The sequence below is a fragment of the Variovorax sp. CCNWLW235 genome (assembly GCF_037204085.1).
Classification (GTDB): Bacteria; Pseudomonadota; Gammaproteobacteria; order Burkholderiales; family Burkholderiaceae_C; genus Variovorax.
The window spans coordinates 263,056-279,933 of record NZ_JBBCBW010000001.1; the positions used below are offsets into that span (position 1 = coordinate 263,056).

Consider the following 16,878-nt stretch of genomic DNA (forward strand, 5'->3'; position numbering starts at 1 on the left):
CGCAACGTTTTTGCGTCGCATCCTCTTTCATGACGCCACTGGACACTCTCGACCTTCGCCTTCTGGAACTGATCCAAGCTGACAGCCGCATGCCGCAGAGCGAACTTGGCGAGCGCGTGCACCTATCGACCGCGGCGGTGAACCGGCGGCTCAAGCGCATGCGCGACGAAGGCGTGATCCAGCGCTACGGCGCCGTGCTGTCGCCCGCTGCGCTGGGCCACCCGCTGACCATCGTGGCGGAAGTGGAAACGGAGAGCGAGCAGATCGATCTGCTCGACGCGATGAAAAAGAGCTTCAAGGACTGCCCGCAGGTGCAGCAGTGCTACTACGTAACAGGCGAGTGGGACTTCATCCTCGTCTTCGTGGTGCGCGACATGGCGCAATACACGGCGTTGACGCGGCAGCTTTTCTTCCAGAGCAACAACGTGAAGCGCTTTCGCACGCTGGTCACCATGGACGCTGTGAAGCTCAGTCTCGACGTACCTGTTGCCGCGGGCTGAGCGCGCTCCGGATCGCTTCTTCGACCGGACTGAGGCGCCCATCGGCAGGCGACGCCGCGTCCACATCGAAAGATCCCGCGGGCAGCAACGGCGGCTGCGCCATGAAGCGCGGCTGCGTGCCGCGGTGCGGCTGGGCCGAATGCACCAGGAACGGATGGCACAGGTACACGGTGCCCGCCGTGCCCGTCGCCAGCACCTCGGGCCGCGAGGCGGACTCTGCAAAGCCGTTGCGCGCCAGTTCACCGAGCGACAAGCCTTCCTCGCCCGCCGGCGCCAGCACGCGGGCGATGTCGGCATGCGAGCCGGCGCGAATGCGCGTGGGTGCGTCGTCCTCGCCCACATCCGAGAACAGGAAGAGCATCAGCAGCGCCCGCCCCTTGGAGCGCACGTTCGCGCGCCATGACATGAAGTCCGGGTTCTCCAGCCCGAAGCTCACATCGATGTGCCAGCCGGCATCGCCCGGATCTTCGGCCGAAGGAAAGCGCACGGGAAAGGTGCCCATGCTGCGGCACGGCTGCCACCGGCCCGGGCCGACGAGGAGGTTGAACGCATCGTGCAGAAGCGGCGTGTTCGCTGCCTCGACGAAGGGCCGCTGCGGGTACATGCCGAGCCTGACAACGGGCTTGGTCCAGGTCGACGGATCGTCCGGATTGCATCCGGTATCCCGCCAGAGAATCGCGCGGGCCTCTTCTGCGAGTTCACGGGAGAAGGCGTTGTCGATGCGAAGGAAGCCGTCTCGGATGAAGGCTTCGGAGCGCGGGTCGTTCGCCGACTGAGTTGAATGCCCTGGCACTTGGGTCAATTGAGTCCGAAGAGAACGATGATGCCCGTGACGAACCAGTTGGCGGCCGTCGCACGGGCTGCGCTTTCTTTCGAGATGGGCACCAGCTTCGCGCGCTTCCACGCTCGCAGATTGCACGCGATGGCAAGGGCCAGTCCGCTGAAAAAGAACAGGAACGAATCCAGCCCGAGCCCGCCGATCAGCGCCACAACCAGGATCACGACACCTGCGGCCCAGATGCCGTTCGAAGTGCTTTCCAGCACATGGCTTAGAGCGCCGCAGACTTCACAGGTGGCGGGAGCGCCACGGCTGGACCAGCGCTTTGCCAAGCCGCGGATCCCTGGCTTGCGGCAGCTTGGGCATGCATGTTTCATGTGCCGCGCAAGATACCGCAATTCAGCCGCATCGCACAACCGGCTGCCATTGGCTGCGCATCCGCTACCCCGCCTCGGACATCCCAAGCTCCGAGCACACCCGCCCGACCAGCGCCTTCAGCGACGCAAGCTCGGCCTCGAGCCGCGCCACGTTGGCCTTGAGCGCCGCCACCTCGCCGAGCGATGCGTCGTGCGACGCGTAGGCTCCATCGGTCGAAGCGCCGCCAGGTCCGGCGACCTCTTCGGTCGGCGCACCGCTCAGCAGATGCGCCCAGCGGCTTTCGCGCGCACCGGGCAGGCGCGCGAGCTTGACGACCAGTGCACCGGCCGGCCGTTCCGCGAGCTCGTCGAGAAAGCCCTCGACCGAAGAGATGTCGGCAAAGTTGTGCATGCGGTCGCAGGCAATGCGCAGCTCGCCGGCCGTTTGCGGGCCGCGCAGCATCAGCACGGTGAGCAAAATGACCGACTGCGAGGGAATGCGCAGCACGCGGTCGATGTTGTGCTCGTAGCGAAACGCGCGGCCGCCGCTGGTTTCCGCCACCAGGCTGTAGCCCTTCAGGCTGTCGATGGCAGCCTGCACCTGCGCCTCGCTCAGGTCGAGCACGGGGTTGCGACTGGTCTTCTGGTTGCAGCCCGATACCAGCGAATTGAGCGTGAGCGGATAGCTGTCGGGCACGGTGCGCTGCTTTTCGGCCAGCACGCCGAGCACGCGGGTTTCGACGAGCGAAAGAATGGGTAGGGCCTGGGTCATGTCTCGATAATTCTGGATGAAAACGTTGGCGGCAACGGCCGGCTCATGGTGCGGTCACGCCGAATATCGGACCCAGCTCCCTCGTGAGATCGCTGCGCCGCAAGGCAAGCGAATACAGCGCCGACACGGTGCCGTCGAGGTAGAGCGCATCGCGGCAATGCAGCACGTCGCGAAAGTAGAGCGCGAACTCGTAGAAGTTCACCGGCTGCTCGCTGATCACAAAAATTGCCGTGTGGCCCGACACGCCCACGCCGTTGCGAATCTTGCGCGAGTCCGAATGCGGAATGAAGGCCGGATGCACCACGCCATGGCGCAGCAGCAGCGGGCCCGATTGGGTCGCCAGCCGAACACCCTGCTTCGAAAGCGCCGGATATTCCGACGATTCGACCACGCGCGGCCCGGCATCTGACACCAGAAACACGCCGTTCGGCTTGAGAAAGAAGTTGCCCGCGCCCGCCGACAGGTTGAGCGGCGAAACCTCGCGCCCGTCCTGCACCAGCAGCCCCACAGGCGAAAAGTCGGCGTGGTACATGCCGGCATTCATCGCGAACAGCAGTTGCCGGTTTCGCCCCGCAAGCCAGGCTTCGAGGCGTTCGAGGCTCTTGAACTCCACGCCGGCGTCGTCGCGCAGGAACAGCTCGAGCCGTTCCGTGCGCAGGTCGACCCTGACGACGGTGTAGCGCGGCGGATCTTCCGCCGCGGCTGCCGTGGCGGCCAAGCCGGCCGCACTGGCCACGCCGGCCGCGCAGAGCGCCAGCAGGAGCAGCAGCTTTCTCATGAAGCGATGGAAAGCCGCCTGCGCTTCAGCCGTTCTGGATGCGGCTGACCAGCGCCTTGGTGAACGCCGCCGTGTTGGCGGTGCCGCCGAGGTCGCCGGTGCGCACCTTGTCGATATTGAGCGTGTCGTCGATGGCCTTGCGCAGGCGTGTGGCCAGGTCGGGCAGCTTGACGTGCTCGAGCATTAGCGCGGCGGCCAGCAGCAGCGCGGTCGGATTGGCGATGCCCTTGCCGGCGATGTCGGGCGCGGAGCCGTGCACGGCCTCGAAGATCGCGGCATCGGCGCCGATGTTGGCGCCCGGTGCCATGCCCAGCCCGCCGACCAGACCGGCCACCAGGTCGGAGAGGATGTCGCCGAACAGGTTGGTGGTCACCAGCATGTCGAACTGCCACGGGTTGAGCACCAGCTTCATTGCGCAGGCGTCGACGATGATCGAGTCGAGCTCGAACTTGCCCTTGTACTTTCTCTCGTACAGGTCGAGGCCCGTCTCCAGGAACAGGCCGGTCAGCACCTTCATGATGTTGGCCTTGTGGACCAGCGTGACCTTCTTGCGGCCGGTGGCAATGGCGGTCTCGAACGCGTATTCGAGCAGGCGAAGGCAGCCCTGGCGCGTGTTGATGCCGGTGGCCATGCCCACGGCATGCGGGTCTCCATCAATGCGCACATAGTGCTCGTGGCCGATGTAGAGGCCTTCGAGGTTTTCGCGCACGACCATCAGGTCGATCTTGTCGAAACGGCCGCCCGGAACGATGGTGCGGGCGGGGCGCAGGTTGGCATAGAGCTGGAACTCTTCGCGCAGGCGCACGTTCGACGAGCGGTAGCCGCCGCCCGACGGGGTTTCGAGCGGGCCCTTGAGCGCCAGGCGGGTGCGGCGGATGCTGTCCAGCGTGGCCTGGGGCAGCGGATCGCCCGAGGCCTTGACGCCGCCGAGGCCGGCAATCTGGCGGTCCCACTCGAAAGGAGCCTTCAGCGCATCGAAAGCGGCCAGCGTAGCGTCGACGATTTCGGGGCCGATGCCATCGCCGGGAATCAGGGTTGCGGGAATGGGGGTGGTCATCGGAAAACTCGCTTTCTGTGTATCTATCTTGTATATCTCTTCGCCATATCAGGAGGAAGCGTTGGCGAAATGCGCGGGGTGGAGCATACGTCGCGCCGGAGACACCCCGCCGGCTTTCGGGTCACTCGGATCGCGGCAAAGCGCCAAATCCGACAGCCGCGGGGGCAATTCCAGCAAGTGCGGGCGCTGAGATCGGGGGCATTCGGCAGGGTGCGATGCAGCCACCTAAAATGCCCGGTTCCCGGAAGCGGCCGCTGGCTGCCTCCGCAGCCAGTCAGCCACTCCCCGAAAGCGCCCTCCCCGATGTCCGCCCCGCGCAAGCTCTTCGTTACCACCGCCCTGCCGTATGCCAACGGCAAGTTCCATATCGGCCACATGATGGAATACATCCAGGCCGACATCTGGGTGCGGAACCAGCGAATGAATGGCGCCGAGGTCAACTTCGTCTGCGCCGACGACGCACACGGCGCGGCCATCACCATTGCGGCCGACAAGGCCGGCGTGACGCCGCAGGCCTTCGTGGCCGAGATCGCGGCGGGCCGCAAGCCCTACCTCGACGGCTACTACATCTCGTTCGACAACTGGCACTCGACCGACGCGCCCGAGAACCACCAGCTCGCGCAGGACATCTACCGCGACCTGCGCGCCAACGGCTTCATCAGCACCAAGAGCGTCGAGCAGTTCTACGACCCGGCCAAGGGCATGTTCCTGGCCGACCGCTTCATCAAGGGCGAGTGCCCCAACTGCCACGCAAAAGACCAGTACGGCGACAACTGCGAGGTGTGCGGCGCCGTGTACGCGCCCACCGAGCTGATCAACCCCTACTCGGCCCTGTCGGGCGCCAAGCCCGAGCTGCGCAGCTCGGAGCACTTTTTCTTCAAGCTCTCGGACCCGCGCTGCGAGGCCTACCTGAAGGACTGGACCGCCGCCCCCGGCCATGTGCAACCCGAGGTGCAGAACAAGATCCGCGAGTGGCTCTACAAGGACGACGAGGGTAAGGGCGGCCTGGGCGACTGGGACATCAGCCGAGACGCGCCCTACTTCGGCATCGAGATTCCCGATGCGCCGGGCAAGTACTTCTACGTGTGGCTCGACGCGCCCGTGGGCTACCTGGCCTCGCTGAAGAACCTGCTCGACAAGCGCTGCATTGAACTGGGCGGCGACGGCATCTCGTACACCGAGTACATGGCCGACCCGGACCTGGAGCAGGTGCACTTCATCGGCAAGGACATCATCACCTTCCACACCCTCTTCTGGCCCGCGATGCTGCATTTCAGCGGCCGCAAGGCGCCCGATGCGGTGTACGTGCACGGCCACCTGACGGTGAGCGGCGAAAAAATGAGCAAGAGCCGCGGCACCGGCATCGATCCGCTCAAGTACCTGTCGATCGGGCTCGACCCCGAATGGCTGCGCTACTACATCGCGGCCAAGCTCAACGGCCGCAATGAAGACATCGACTTCAACCCCGAAGACTTCGTGGCGCGCGTCAACAGCGACCTGGTCGGCAAGTACATCAACATTGCGAGCCGCGCGGCCGGCTTCATCGGCAAGCGCTTCGGCGGCAAGCTGGGCGAGATTTCGGCGGACGGCGACGCGCTGCTGTTTGCCCTGCGCGACGCGGCGCCGCAACTGCATTCGCTGTACGACGGCCGCGACTACGCCCGCGCGCTGCGCGAGGTGATGGCACTGGCCGACAAGGTGAACGAGTACGTCGACCAGAACAAGCCCTGGGAGCTCGCCAAGAAGGAAGGCCAGGAGGCGCGGCTGCACGATGTGTGCACGGTGTGCATCGAGGCTTTCCGCCTGCTCACCCTGTACCTGAAGCCGGTGCTGCCGGCGCTCGCCATCAATGTCGAGGCCTTCCTCCAGATTGCGCCGCTGACCTGGGCCGATGCCGCGCAGGCGTTGCCCGTCGGCCATGCCATCGGCGAATACAAGCACCTGATGCAGCGCGCCGACGCGAAGATGGTCGACAAGCTGTTCGATGCGCCTGAGCCGGTAGCGGCAGCGGCCATTGAAGCCACCACCGGTGCGCTGCCCGGCGGCGAAGCCATCGCTCCCACCATCACCATCGACGACTTCGCGAAGATCGACCTGCGCATTGCGAAGATCGTGGCCTGCGAGAAGGTCGAGGGCTCGACCAAGCTGCTGCGCCTGACGCTCGATGCGGGCGAAGAAAAGACGCGCAACGTGTTCAGCGGCATCGCCTCGGCCTACCAGCCCGAGCAGCTCGTGGGCAAGCTCACGGTGCTGGTTGCCAACCTGGCGCCGCGCAAGATGAAGTTCGGCATCAGCGAAGGCATGGTGCTGGCCGCCAGCCATGCCGACGAAAAAGCCAACCCGAGCATCCATGTGCTCGAACCCTGGCCCGGCGCCACGCCCGGCATGCGGGTTCGCTGATTTTCGAGAGGACCGCACCATGCTGAAGCGCACCATCCTTCTGTTGTCATTCGCGGCCATGCTGAACGGCTGCGCGGTGGTGACTGTGGCGGGTACCGCCGTGAGCGTGGGTGCCGGCGCGGTGGGCTTGGCGGCAGACGCTGCCATCGGCACTGCGCGCATCACCGGCAAGGCCGTGGGTGCGGCGGCCGACGCGGTGATTCCCGACAGCGACTGACCGACAGCCTGGCAGTGGGCCGGCCATGCCGGCGCGGGGTACACAATGGGTGCCCCATGCATTCACCGCTCAACATCACCCGCTTTCGCCCGCGTCTGCTGGACGCCATGGCAGGCTACGACCGGGGGCGGTTCTTCAAGGACCTGGGCGCCGGGGCCACCGTCGGCATCGTGGCGCTGCCGCTGGCCATGGCCTTTGCCATCGCCTCCGGGCTCAAGCCCGAAGCGGGCATCTGGACGGCGATCATCGCGGGCTTCCTGATCTCGCTCCTGGGCGGCTCGGCGGTGCAGATCGGCGGACCGGCCGGCGCCTTCATCGTGATCGTCTACGGCATCGTCGAACGCTACGGCCTTGCCAACCTGCTGATATCGACCGCCTGCGCCGGGGTGCTGCTGTTCGCGGCGGGGCTGTTCGGGCTCGGCCGGCTGGTGCGCTTCGTGCCGCTGTCGATCGTGGTCGGGTTCACCAACGGCATTGCGGTGCTCATTCTGCTGTCGCAACTCAAGGACCTGCTCGGCCTCACGGTGGAGAAGATGCCGGCCGACGTGTTCTCGCAGCTGCACGCCATGGCGCTGCAGATGGGCACCTTCAACCCTTATGCCTTCGCGCTGGGGCTGGCCTGCGTGGCCGGGCTGGTGATCTGGCCGCTGCTGCTGCGGGGTGAATCGAAGGTGGGCCATGCGGTGCAGCGGCTGGCGGGGCGCCTTGCGCGAACGCGCGCGGTGCAGGTGGGCGCGCGCATGCCGGGGCCCATCGTCGCGCTGGTCACCCTCACGCTGGTGTCATGGGGTTTCGAGCTGCCAGTGGAAACCATCGGCACGCGCTTCGGCGGCATTCCCGAAGGCTTGCCGACCTTCGCGCTGCCCGACTTTTCATGGGAAACAGTCAAGCAGCTGGTCACGCCCACGCTGACCATCGCGCTGCTGGGCGCCATCGAGTCGCTGCTGTGCGCCCGCGTGGCCGACCAGATCAGCGGACAGCCGCGCCACGACCCGAACCAGGAACTGATGGCGCAAGGCATTGCCAACTTGGTGACGCCGTTCTTCGGCGGCATGCCGGCCACCGGCACCATTGCGCGCACCGTGACCAACATCCGCTCCGGCGGCAACTCGCCGGTCGCGGGCATCGTGCATGCGGTCACGCTCCTGGTGGTCGTGCTGCTGGCGGCGCCGCTCGCGCGCCATGTGCCGCTCGCGGTGCTGGCGGGCATTCTGGTGTTCGTGGGCCTGAACATGGGCGAATGGCGCGAGTTCACGCCCGGCCAGCTGCGGCACTTCAGCCGCCACTACCGGCTGCTGATGCTCGGCACCTTCTTTCTCACCGTCGTTTTCGACCTGACGGTGGCGGTGCAGGTGGGCATCGTGCTGGCCTGCGCGCTTTTCATCCGGCGCATGAGCGGGCTTTTCAGCGTCGAACTGGTCACCCTGCAGCCGCCGGTGCTCACCTACCGGCTGTACGGCGCCCTGTTCTTCGGGGCTGCGGCCAAGCTGGACGAGGCCGTGAACGCGGCCGAGAGCGCGCCGCGCGGCATGACGGTGGTGCTCGACGCCACGCACCTCATCTACCTGGACGCGACCGGCGTCGATGCGCTGCGGCAGCTGCACCGTGCGGTGCTGGCGCGCGACGGGCTGCTGCGGCTGGAGTCGCTGCAGCCGCAGCCGCTCGAGGAGATCGTGCGCTCGGGCTTTGCCGATGAGCTGACGAGCGGCCGGCTGCACGACGCGGAAGGCTAGTTCTCAGTTTGCCTCGGTGCTCCGGTCGGGCGAAGAACCGCTGCGCACCACGCGCTGGTCGTCGTTGAGCGTGGCGGTAAACACCATCGGCGAACTGGGCGGCTGCACCCAGCGCCATTCCCATTCGGTTTCGCGCCTGAGCGCGTAGGGCGTGACCTTGGCGGGCTTGCCGAGCAGCTTGCGCAGGTCTTCCATCATCATGCCCGGCTGCACCTTGGCAAAGTTCTCGGACGTGAGCACCTGGCGCAGCGCGCTCATCTTGCCGTCGGCACCGATGGTGATCATGTAGTTTTTCTGGCCCTGCGGCTGGCGGTTGTACTCGAGCACGCGGCCGTTGGGCACGTCCCAGATGTTCTCGGGCTCGCCGAACCGGGCCCGCACATCGGCCTCGGTGGACACGCCTTCCTCCAGTTCGCCAATGCGCTGCGGGTCGCATCCCGCAAGCCCCAAGACCACCGCCAGCAAGGCCGCTGCCGTGCCGATCCGCCACTGTTGTCGTCGCTTCATGCCATCCCCGGTAAAATTCGCGCTACAAAGGTCCAGTCTATGTCCATCTTCCGCCGCCCCCACTACACCTCCGAGATCACCAGCTTCATCGAGGAGATGAAAGAAAAGAAGCCGACGCTGGAAGCCGAACAGCGCGCCGGCCGGGCCCTGCTGTGGGACAAACACCTCGACCGCAGCCTGCTCGAGGAATACAGCGAAGCCCGCGTGCCGCAACAGCCGTACGTCTACCAGACCCAAAGCAAGTAATGGTGCCCAGCCGGCATCCATCGTTGGCCCTCATCGCGCCCGCAGCTATTGAAATGATAGCAAGCGCCCGATGAAGGACAACGAGGACAACGACACGCTCGTGGCCAGCATGCCGGAGGTGGTCGACCAGGTCGCGCTCGCCAGGCTCTATGGCGAGCCGTTGTTCGCGATGCCGAAGGACCTGTACATCCCGCCCGAGGCGCTGCAGGTTTTCCTGGAGGCTTTCGAAGGCCCGCTGGACTTGCTGCTCTACCTCATCAGGAAGCAGAACTTCAACATCCTCGACATCCCGATGGCGGGGCTCACGCGGCAATACCTGAGCTACGTCGACGAGATTCGCCAGACCAATCTGGAGCTCGCGGCCGAGTATCTGCTGATGGCCGCGATGCTGATCGAGATCAAGTCGCGCATGCTGCTGCCGCCCAAGAAGGTGGCGGAAGGCGAAGAGGCCGAAGACCCGCGCGCGGAGCTGGTGCGGCGGCTGCTCGAATACGAGCAGACCAAACTGCAGGCCGCCTCCATCAGCGCCATGCCGACCTACGGGCGCGACTTCTGGAAGGGGCAGGTCTACATCGAGCAGTCGCTCAAGCCCCGCTTTCCGGACGTGAACGTGGTCGAGCTGCGCGACGCGTGGGCCGACATCATGAAGCGCGCCAAGCTCGTGCAGCACCACAAGATTTCGCGCGAAGAGCTCAACGTGCGCGAGCACATGAGCATCGTGCTGCGGCACTTGCAGGGGCAGCGCTTCGTCGAATTCGAAAAGCTGTTCGATGTGTCGCGCGGTGCGCCGGTGCTGATCGTCACCTTCATCGCGATGCTCGAGCTCGCGAAGGAAACGCTGATCGACATCACGCAGGCCGAGGCCTTCGCACCCATCTACGTCCGGCTGGCGTACTCGCCGGCCTGAGCTTGCCGGCTTTCGCCCCCGTGAACTCCGCCGTGCGCGACTTCGACGTCCTCATCGTCGGCAGCGGCCTTGCAGGCCTCTCGGCGGCGCTGCACCTGGCGCCGACGCACCGGGTGGCGGTGCTGACCAAGCGTGCGCTCAACGACGGCTCGAGCGCATGGGCGCAAGGCGGCATTGCGGCCGTGCTGGCCGCAGGCGACAGTTTCGATGCGCATGTGGAAGACACGCTGGTGGCCGGTGCCGGGCTTTGCGACCCCGAGGCCACGCGCTTCGTCGTGGAGCATGCGCCCGAGGCCATCGACTGGCTGCGCGAACTCGGCGTGCCGTTTTCCGCCGAAGCCGATGGCGGGCTGCACCTGACACGCGAAGGCGGCCACAGCCAGCGCCGCATCGTGCATGTGACGGACGCCACCGGCGCGGCCGTGCAGCAGACGCTGATCGAGCGCGTGCGCCGCACGCCCAGCATCACTCTCTTCGAGCACCACACGCTGGTCGACCTGATCACCGGGCCCAAGCTGGGCCTTGACGACCCGGCTTGCCTGGGCCTGTACGCGCTGGACGACGAAACCGACGAGGTACTGAGCTTTCGCGCGCCGCACACCATCCTGGCGACGGGCGGGGCCGGCAAGGTCTACCTGTACACGACCAATCCTGATACCGCTACGGGCGACGGCATTGCCGCGGCCTGGCGCGCGGGCTGCCGGGCGTCGAACATGGAGTTCATCCAGTTCCACCCCACGTGCCTGTACCACCCGCATGCCAAGTCATTCCTGATCAGCGAAGCGGTGCGCGGCGAAGGCGGGCTGCTGAAGCTGCCCGAATCGGCGGGAGGCACCCGCTTCATGCCCCAGCACGACGAGCGCGCCGAGCTTGCGCCACGCGACGTGGTGGCGCGCGCCATCGACTTCGAGATGAAGAAGCACGGGCTCGACTGCGTTTACCTGGACATCTCGCACCAGAGCCCGGCGTTCCTGAACGAGCACTTTCCCAACATCCTCGCGCGCTGCGCGGAGCTGGGCATCGACATCACGCGCGAGCCCATTCCCGTGGTGCCGGCCGCCCACTACACCTGCGGCGGCGTGCTGAGCGATCTGGCCGGCCGCACCGATGTGCCGGGCCTCTACGCCATTGGCGAAACCGCCTGCACGGGCCTGCACGGCGCGAATCGCCTCGCGAGCAACTCGCTGGTCGAATGCATGGTGTTCGCGCGCGCCGCGGCCAGCGCAATTGCGGCTGCGCCGGGGCGCACCGGCATCGCGTTGCCGCAGTGGGACGACAGCCGCGTGACCGATGCCGACGAGGCCGTGGTCATCTCCCACAACTGGGAAGAGCTTCGGCGCTTCATGTGGGACTACGTGGGCATCGTGCGCACCAACAAGCGGCTGGAGCGCGCAAGCCACCGCATTGCACTGCTGCAGGCCGAGATCCACGAGTTCTACGCCCACTTTCACGTCACGCGCGACCTGCTGGAACTGCGCAACCTGGTGCAGGTGGCCGAACTCATCGTGCGCTCGGCGCAAGCCCGGCATGAAAGCCGCGGGCTGCATTTCAGCCGGGACTATCCTTCGCTTGCCGAGCCCACCGCACCGACGGTGCTGACGCCGCCGGGGCGCTGACACCCCACCGCTTTTCAACTTTTCTTCACTCAAGGATGCCCGGCCACCGACGCCCGCAGGGAGAAACCCAACCATGTCGAACACCACCGCAACCCCTTCTTCCGAAACGCCGGCGGCCGCCACGCCCTACGGCACGCTGCCACCGGCCTCGCCGCCGGCATCGCGCAAGCCGGTGAGCCTGCCGCGCCTGGCCGACATGCATGCACGCGGCGAGAAGATCTCGATGCTCACCGCCTACGACGCCACCTTTGCAGCCATGGCCGACGCGGCAGGTGTCGATTGCCTCCTGGTGGGCGATTCGCTCGGCATGGTCTGCCAGGGCCTGAACAGCACCGTGGGCGTGAGCCTGGACACCATGTGCTATCACACCGACAGCGTCTCGCGGGGCCTGCGCCGCGTGCAGGGCACGGCCTGGCTGATTGCCGACCTGCCCTTCGGCAGCTACCAGGAGTCGCGCGAACAGGCCCTGCGCAGCGCCACGGTGCTGATGCAGGCGGGTGCGCACATGGTCAAGCTCGAAGGCGGCGGCTGGACCACGGAAACGGTGCGCTTTCTGGTCGAGCGCGGCATTCCCGTTTGCGCCCACCTGGGCCTGACGCCGCAGACCGTGCATGCGCTGGGCGGCTACCGCGTTCAGGGCAAGGGCGATGCGGCCGGCGCGCTGCTGAAGCAGCATGCGCACGCATTGCAGGATGCCGGCGCCACGATGCTGGTGCTCGAGATGGTGCCGGCCGCGTTGGCCGCCGAACTCAGCGCTGAACTGAAGCACTGCGCCACCATCGGCATCGGCGCGGGCAAGGGCACTGCCGGCCAGGTGCTGGTGTTGCACGACATGCTGGGCATCAACCTCGGCAAGATGCCGAAGTTCGTGCGCAACTTCTTGGCCGATTCCTCAAGCATCGCGCAGGCCCTCGAAGCCTATGTGCGCGCGGTGAAGGACGGCAGCTTTCCCGACGACAGACTGCACGCCTGGTAAGGAGCACAGACCATGTACATCGCACACACCATCGCCGAACTGCGCGAGCACCTTTCGGCTTTCAAGCGCCCGGCCTTCGTGCCCACCATGGGCAACCTGCATGACGGCCACCTGGCGCTGATCGAACAGGCCAGGCCGCTGGGCGACGTGACCGTGGCCAGCATCTTCGTCAACCGGCTGCAATTCTTGCCGCATGAAGATTTCGACACCTATCCGCGCACCTGGGACAGCGACTGCGAGAAGCTGCGCGCAGCGGGCTGCAACGTGCTGTTCGCGCCGGATGAAAAAGCGCTCTACCCCGAGCCGCAGACCTGCAAGGTGCACCCGGACCCGGCGCTGGCCGACATTCTCGAGGGCCACTTCCGCCCCGGCTTCTTCATCGGCGTGTGCACCGTGGTAATGAAGCTCTTCCAGTGCGTACAGCCGCGCGTGGCGGTGTTCGGCAAGAAGGACTACCAGCAGCTGATGATGATCCGCCACATGGTGCGGCAGTTCGCGTTGCCCATCGACATTGTCGGCAGCGAAACCTTCCGCGCGGACGACGGCCTCGCGCTGTCGTCGCGCAACGGCTACCTGAGCGACACCGAGCGCGCGGAGGCCGTGCAGCTCTCGAAGGCGCTGAAGGCCATGGCCGCAGCCGTGCAAGCCGGCGAACGCGATTTGGCCGCAATCGAAGCGCGGGCAATGCAGACGCTCACAGAGCGCGGCTGGCAACCGGACTATCTTGTGCTGCGGCGGCGTGCCGATCTGCAGGCACCCACTTTCGGGCTGGCCGGCGAGCCGCTGGTGGCGCTGGCGGCGGCGCGGTTGGGCGCTACGCGGCTGATCGACAACCTCGAGATCGAGAACGAGGCTTCTTCATGACCTACAGCGTCAAGGAAATCTTCTACACCCTGCAAGGCGAAGGCGGCCAGGCGGGCATGCCGGCCGTGTTCTGCCGCTTTGCGGGCTGCAACCTGTGGACGGGCCGCGAGGAAGATCGCGACACGGCCGTTTGCCGCTTCTGCGACACCGATTTCGTGGGCACCGACGGCACGCTGGGCGGCAAGTTCAAGACCGCCGATCTGCTGGCCGACACCATCGCCGCGCAATGGCCGGCCGGCGATGCCGAGCACCGCCTGGTGGTGCTCACCGGCGGCGAGCCGCTGCTGCAGGTGGACGCCGCGCTGGTCGACGCGCTGCATGCCCGGCGCTTTCGCATCGCAGTGGAAAGCAACGGCACGGTCGTGGCGCCCGAGGGCATCGACTGGCTCTGCATCAGCCCCAAGGCCGGTGCGCCGTGGGTGCAGCAGCGAGGGCAAGAACTGAAGCTGGTGTGGCCGCAGACCGAATTCGACCTCGACACCATGGCGCGCACGGGCGATTTCACGCACCGCTTTTTGCAGCCGATGGACGGGCCCGACCGCGTGGCAAACACCGAACTGTGCATTGCCGAGTGCATGCGCCAGCCCGCATGGCGCCTCAGCGTGCAGACCCACAAGATCACCGGAATCCGCTGAGCGCGGAGAGACTTTTCAGATGCGATTCACGATCAGCCAACGCTTTTTCTTCGATGCCGCCCACACGCTGAAGCGCGACATCGAGGTGGAAGGCAGCCGCCGTATTCACGGCCATACGTACCACGCCGAAGTGTGGCTCGCGGGCCAGCGCGATCCCATCACCGGCATGGTGGTCGACCTGGGGCTACTGCGCCGCCGGCTGGATGACGTGCGCGAGCTGCTGGACCATCACCTGCTGGACGACGTGGAGGGGCTGCATCCGCCGACGCTGGAAAACCTGTGCCTGTTCATCGCGGATGCGCTGCCGGACTTTCGCGCTTCGCTCGCGCGGGTGCGCGTGTGGAGAGAGGCGCTGGGGGATAGCTGCACGCTGGAGTTCTAGGGTTTTGCTCCCTCTCCCCTCGGGGAGAGGGTTGGGGTGAGGGCCGCGGCAGCAAAGCCAGCGCGATGTTGTGAGGCCGTTGCCCTCACCCTAGCCCTCTCCCGGAGGGAGAGGGAACAAGACTTCAGGCGGCGCCGATGCCTGTGATCAAACTGCCTGCCGCCTGGCCATTCTTCAGGCCCGCAGTAAACGCCAGCATCCGATCAATCGGCACCCGCGCCCGCAGCCCCAGCGCCGGGTCGACATGAATTTCACCCGCCCCCGTTTCCAGCGCATTCGCCAGCTCCACCAGCCCATTCATCGCCATCCAGGGGCAATGCGCGCAGCTCTTGCAGGTGCCGCCGTTGCCGGCCGTGGGCGCCTCGATGAAAGTCTTGCCCGGGTTCAGCGTGCGCAGCTTGTGCAGCATGCCGCTGTCGGTGGCAACGATGAACTCGTTCGCATCCATGCGCTGCGCCGCGTTCAGGATTGCCGAGGTGGAGCCCACCGCATCGGCGAGCGCAATCACGTCGGCCGGCGACTCGGGGTGCACCAGCACCTTTGCGGCGGGGTGCGCCTTCTTCAGCAGTTCGAGTTCCAGCGCCTTGAACTCGTCGTGCACGATGCAGGCGCCGTTCCAGCTGACCATGTCGGCGCCCGTCTGGCGCTGGATATAGTCGCCCAGGTGGCGGTCGGGGCCCCAGAGAATCTTGCGGCCTTGCGCGTGCAGCGCGCTCACCACGTCGAGCGCGCAGCTGGAGGTGACCAGCCAATCGGCCCGTGCCTTCACAGCCGCGCTGGTGTTGGCGTAGACGACCACGGTGCGGTCCGGGTGCTGGTCGCAGAACGCGCTGAACTCATCGACCGGGCAGCCGAGGTCGAGCGAGCAATTGGCGTCCAGGTCGGGCATGAGCACGCGCTTCTCGGGCGAGAGGATCTTGGCGGTTTCGCCCATGAAGCGCACGCCCGACACCACCAGCGTCTGCGCCGCGTGGTCGCGGCCAAAGCGCGCCATTTCGAGCGAGTCGCTCACGATGCCGCCGGTTTCCTCGGCCAGATCCTGCAGGTCGGGGTGCACGTAGAAGTGCGACACCATCACCGCATTGCGCTCGCGCAGCAGGCGGCGAATGCGCTCCTTCAAGGCGATGCGCTCGTCGGCCGAAGGTTCGGGCGGCACGCGCGCCCATGCGTGGCGGGTGCCGCAGGCCGAGCCGGCTTCAGCCACCGGTTGTTCGTAGTCGACGTCGATGACGAAAGAAGAAGCCACGCCCGTCGCCCTCAGCTTTCCTGAAAGCGCATCGAGAAATCGATCGCCTTCACGTCCTTGGTGAGCGCGCCGACCGAGATTCGGTCCACCCCCGTTTCGGCCAGGGCGCGCAGGCCTTCGAGCGTGACGCCGCCCGATATCTCGAGCACGGCCTTGCGTTCGCTACCGGCCGCGTCGTTGATGCGAACCGCCTCGCGCAGCGTGGGCAGGTCCATGTTGTCGAGCAGCACCATGCGTGCACTGGCATCCAAGGCCTCGCGCAGTTGCGCCAGCGTTTCGACCTCGACTTCGACAAAGGCCGCTCGATCCGCCACCGGTGCCACGGCACGCAGCGCCGCGGCCACGCCGCCGGCCGCCGCAATGTGGTTTTCCTTGATGAGCACCGCGTCGTAAAGACCGATGCGGTGGTTCACGCCGCCGCCGGTGCGCACCGCGTATTTCTGCGCCAGGCGCAGGCCCGGCAGGGTCTTGCGGGTGTCGACGATGCTTGCGCGCGTGCCGCGAACGGCATCGGCATAAACCGCGGTCTTGGTGGCGACCGCACTCAGCAGCTGAAGAAAATTGAGCGCGGTGCGCTCGGCCGTCAGCAACGCGCGGGCCGAGCCTTCGATCTCGAGCACCGTCTGGTCGGCCGCGCAGCGCTCGCCCTCGGCGCACAGCCATTCGATGCGAGCTTGCGGATCGAGCTGCCGCACCGTGGCTTCGACCCAGGGCGCACCGCACAGCACGGCCGATTCGCGCGCCAGCACGCGGGCGCGGGCCCTGCGGCCCGGGTCGACCAGGGAGGCGGTCAGGTCGCCGTCGGCCACGTCTTCCTGCAAGGCGCGGGCAGCATCGGCTTGGGCCAGCGCGGCCAAGGCCGGCGCCGAAAAATCAAAGCGAGGGCTCATGGCTCTTTTTTGTCTCTT

At 66.5% G+C, this 16,878-nt stretch carries 19 protein-coding genes; 11 read left to right on the forward strand and 8 right to left on the reverse strand.

Features of this window, described 5'->3' with window-relative positions; translation table 11 throughout:
* Nucleotides 1-29: 29 nt before the first annotated feature.
* Nucleotides 30-500 (forward strand): Lrp/AsnC family transcriptional regulator, encoded by a 471-nt coding sequence (locus V9L21_RS01310; protein WP_337308473.1) that lies wholly within the window; start codon nucleotides 30-32, stop codon nucleotides 498-500.
* Here V9L21_RS01310 and V9L21_RS01315 read toward each other — a convergent pair.
* The 5 genes from V9L21_RS01315 to V9L21_RS01335 form a co-directional block, all read right to left on the reverse strand.
* Complete coding sequence (locus V9L21_RS01315; protein WP_337308848.1) at nucleotides 469-1,293, reverse strand: phytanoyl-CoA dioxygenase family protein; 825 nt, start codon at nucleotides 1,291-1,293, stop codon at nucleotides 469-471. The genes V9L21_RS01310 and V9L21_RS01315 overlap by 32 nt on opposite strands.
* A gap of 5 nt (nucleotides 1,294-1,298) precedes the next feature.
* Nucleotides 1,299-1,610, reverse strand: coding sequence for a hypothetical protein (locus V9L21_RS01320; RefSeq protein ID WP_337308475.1), 312 nt, complete (start codon nucleotides 1,608-1,610; stop codon nucleotides 1,299-1,301).
* 109 nt (nucleotides 1,611-1,719) lie between these two features.
* Nucleotides 1,720-2,406 carry a YceH family protein gene (locus V9L21_RS01325; protein ID WP_337308476.1) on the reverse strand — a complete coding sequence of 229 codons (687 nt, stop codon included), beginning with the start codon at nucleotides 2,404-2,406 and terminating at the stop codon, nucleotides 1,720-1,722.
* A gap of 43 nt (nucleotides 2,407-2,449) precedes the next feature.
* Nucleotides 2,450-3,184: a phosphodiester glycosidase family protein gene (locus V9L21_RS01330; RefSeq protein ID WP_337308478.1), complete on the reverse strand. Its 735-nt coding sequence runs from the start codon at nucleotides 3,182-3,184 to the stop codon at nucleotides 2,450-2,452.
* Between the two features lie 25 nt (nucleotides 3,185-3,209).
* Nucleotides 3,210-4,241: an isocitrate/isopropylmalate dehydrogenase family protein gene (locus V9L21_RS01335; protein ID WP_126748415.1), complete on the reverse strand. Its 1,032-nt coding sequence runs from the start codon at nucleotides 4,239-4,241 to the stop codon at nucleotides 3,210-3,212.
* A gap of 303 nt (nucleotides 4,242-4,544) precedes the next feature.
* Here V9L21_RS01335 and metG point away from each other — a divergent pair, with 303 nt between their 5' ends.
* From metG to V9L21_RS01350, 3 genes are read left to right on the forward strand one after another with little or no spacing between them, the layout of a single operon-like run.
* Nucleotides 4,545-6,641, forward strand: a complete 2,097-nt coding sequence (gene metG / locus V9L21_RS01340) for a methionine--tRNA ligase (protein WP_337308484.1) — start codon at nucleotides 4,545-4,547, stop codon at nucleotides 6,639-6,641.
* A 19-nt stretch (nucleotides 6,642-6,660) separates the two neighbouring features.
* Nucleotides 6,661-6,858, forward strand: a complete 198-nt coding sequence (locus V9L21_RS01345; RefSeq protein ID WP_337308486.1) for a hypothetical protein — start codon at nucleotides 6,661-6,663, stop codon at nucleotides 6,856-6,858.
* A gap of 56 nt (nucleotides 6,859-6,914) precedes the next feature.
* A complete protein-coding gene (locus V9L21_RS01350) occupies nucleotides 6,915-8,591 on the forward strand; it encodes a SulP family inorganic anion transporter (RefSeq protein WP_337308488.1) in 1,677 nt (558 codons plus the stop codon).
* 3 nt (nucleotides 8,592-8,594) lie between these two features.
* Here V9L21_RS01350 and V9L21_RS01355 read toward each other — a convergent pair whose 3' ends face one another.
* Entirely contained in the window at nucleotides 8,595-9,098 is a 504-nt protein-coding gene (locus V9L21_RS01355; RefSeq protein WP_337308489.1) for an outer membrane protein assembly factor BamE, read from the reverse strand.
* Nucleotides 9,099-9,137: 39 nt separating this feature from the next.
* On the opposite strand from V9L21_RS01355, the gene V9L21_RS01360 reads away from it, so the two are divergent.
* From V9L21_RS01360 to V9L21_RS01390, 7 genes are all read left to right on the forward strand, one after another.
* Nucleotides 9,138-9,344 (forward strand): DUF3460 family protein, encoded by a 207-nt coding sequence (locus V9L21_RS01360; RefSeq protein WP_126748409.1) that lies wholly within the window; start codon nucleotides 9,138-9,140, stop codon nucleotides 9,342-9,344.
* A gap of 70 nt (nucleotides 9,345-9,414) precedes the next feature.
* Nucleotides 9,415-10,251, forward strand: a complete 837-nt coding sequence (locus V9L21_RS01365; RefSeq protein WP_337308491.1) for a segregation and condensation protein A — start codon at nucleotides 9,415-9,417, stop codon at nucleotides 10,249-10,251.
* Between the two features lie 32 nt (nucleotides 10,252-10,283).
* On the forward strand, nucleotides 10,284-11,867 hold the full coding sequence (nadB, locus tag V9L21_RS01370; RefSeq protein ID WP_337308850.1) for an L-aspartate oxidase: 1,584 nt from the start codon (nucleotides 10,284-10,286) through the stop codon (nucleotides 11,865-11,867).
* 73 nt (nucleotides 11,868-11,940) lie between these two features.
* The gene (gene panB / locus V9L21_RS01375) at nucleotides 11,941-12,843 is read left to right on the forward strand and encodes a 3-methyl-2-oxobutanoate hydroxymethyltransferase (protein ID WP_337308493.1); all 903 of its coding nucleotides are present in this window, start codon (nucleotides 11,941-11,943) and stop codon (nucleotides 12,841-12,843) included.
* 12 nt (nucleotides 12,844-12,855) lie between these two features.
* A complete protein-coding gene (panC, locus tag V9L21_RS01380; protein WP_337308495.1) occupies nucleotides 12,856-13,707 on the forward strand; it encodes a pantoate--beta-alanine ligase in 852 nt (283 codons plus the stop codon).
* Nucleotides 13,704-14,342, forward strand: coding sequence for a 7-carboxy-7-deazaguanine synthase (queE, locus tag V9L21_RS01385; protein ID WP_337308497.1), 639 nt, complete (start codon nucleotides 13,704-13,706; stop codon nucleotides 14,340-14,342). The genes panC and queE overlap by 4 nt, the downstream gene beginning before the upstream one ends.
* Before the next feature lie 19 nt (nucleotides 14,343-14,361).
* Nucleotides 14,362-14,724, forward strand: a complete 363-nt coding sequence (locus tag V9L21_RS01390) for a 6-carboxytetrahydropterin synthase (protein ID WP_258502028.1) — start codon at nucleotides 14,362-14,364, stop codon at nucleotides 14,722-14,724.
* Nucleotides 14,725-14,848: 124 nt separating this feature from the next.
* Here V9L21_RS01390 and nadA read toward each other — a convergent pair whose 3' ends face one another.
* Together nadA and nadC are read right to left on the reverse strand one after the other, a co-directional pair.
* On the reverse strand, nucleotides 14,849-15,970 hold the full coding sequence (gene nadA, locus V9L21_RS01395) for a quinolinate synthase NadA (RefSeq protein WP_337308501.1): 1,122 nt from the start codon (nucleotides 15,968-15,970) through the stop codon (nucleotides 14,849-14,851).
* Nucleotides 15,971-15,981: 11 nt separating this feature from the next.
* The gene (nadC, locus tag V9L21_RS01400) at nucleotides 15,982-16,860 is read right to left on the reverse strand and encodes a carboxylating nicotinate-nucleotide diphosphorylase (RefSeq protein WP_337308502.1); all 879 of its coding nucleotides are present in this window, start codon (nucleotides 16,858-16,860) and stop codon (nucleotides 15,982-15,984) included.
* Nucleotides 16,861-16,878 lie beyond the last annotated feature (18 nt).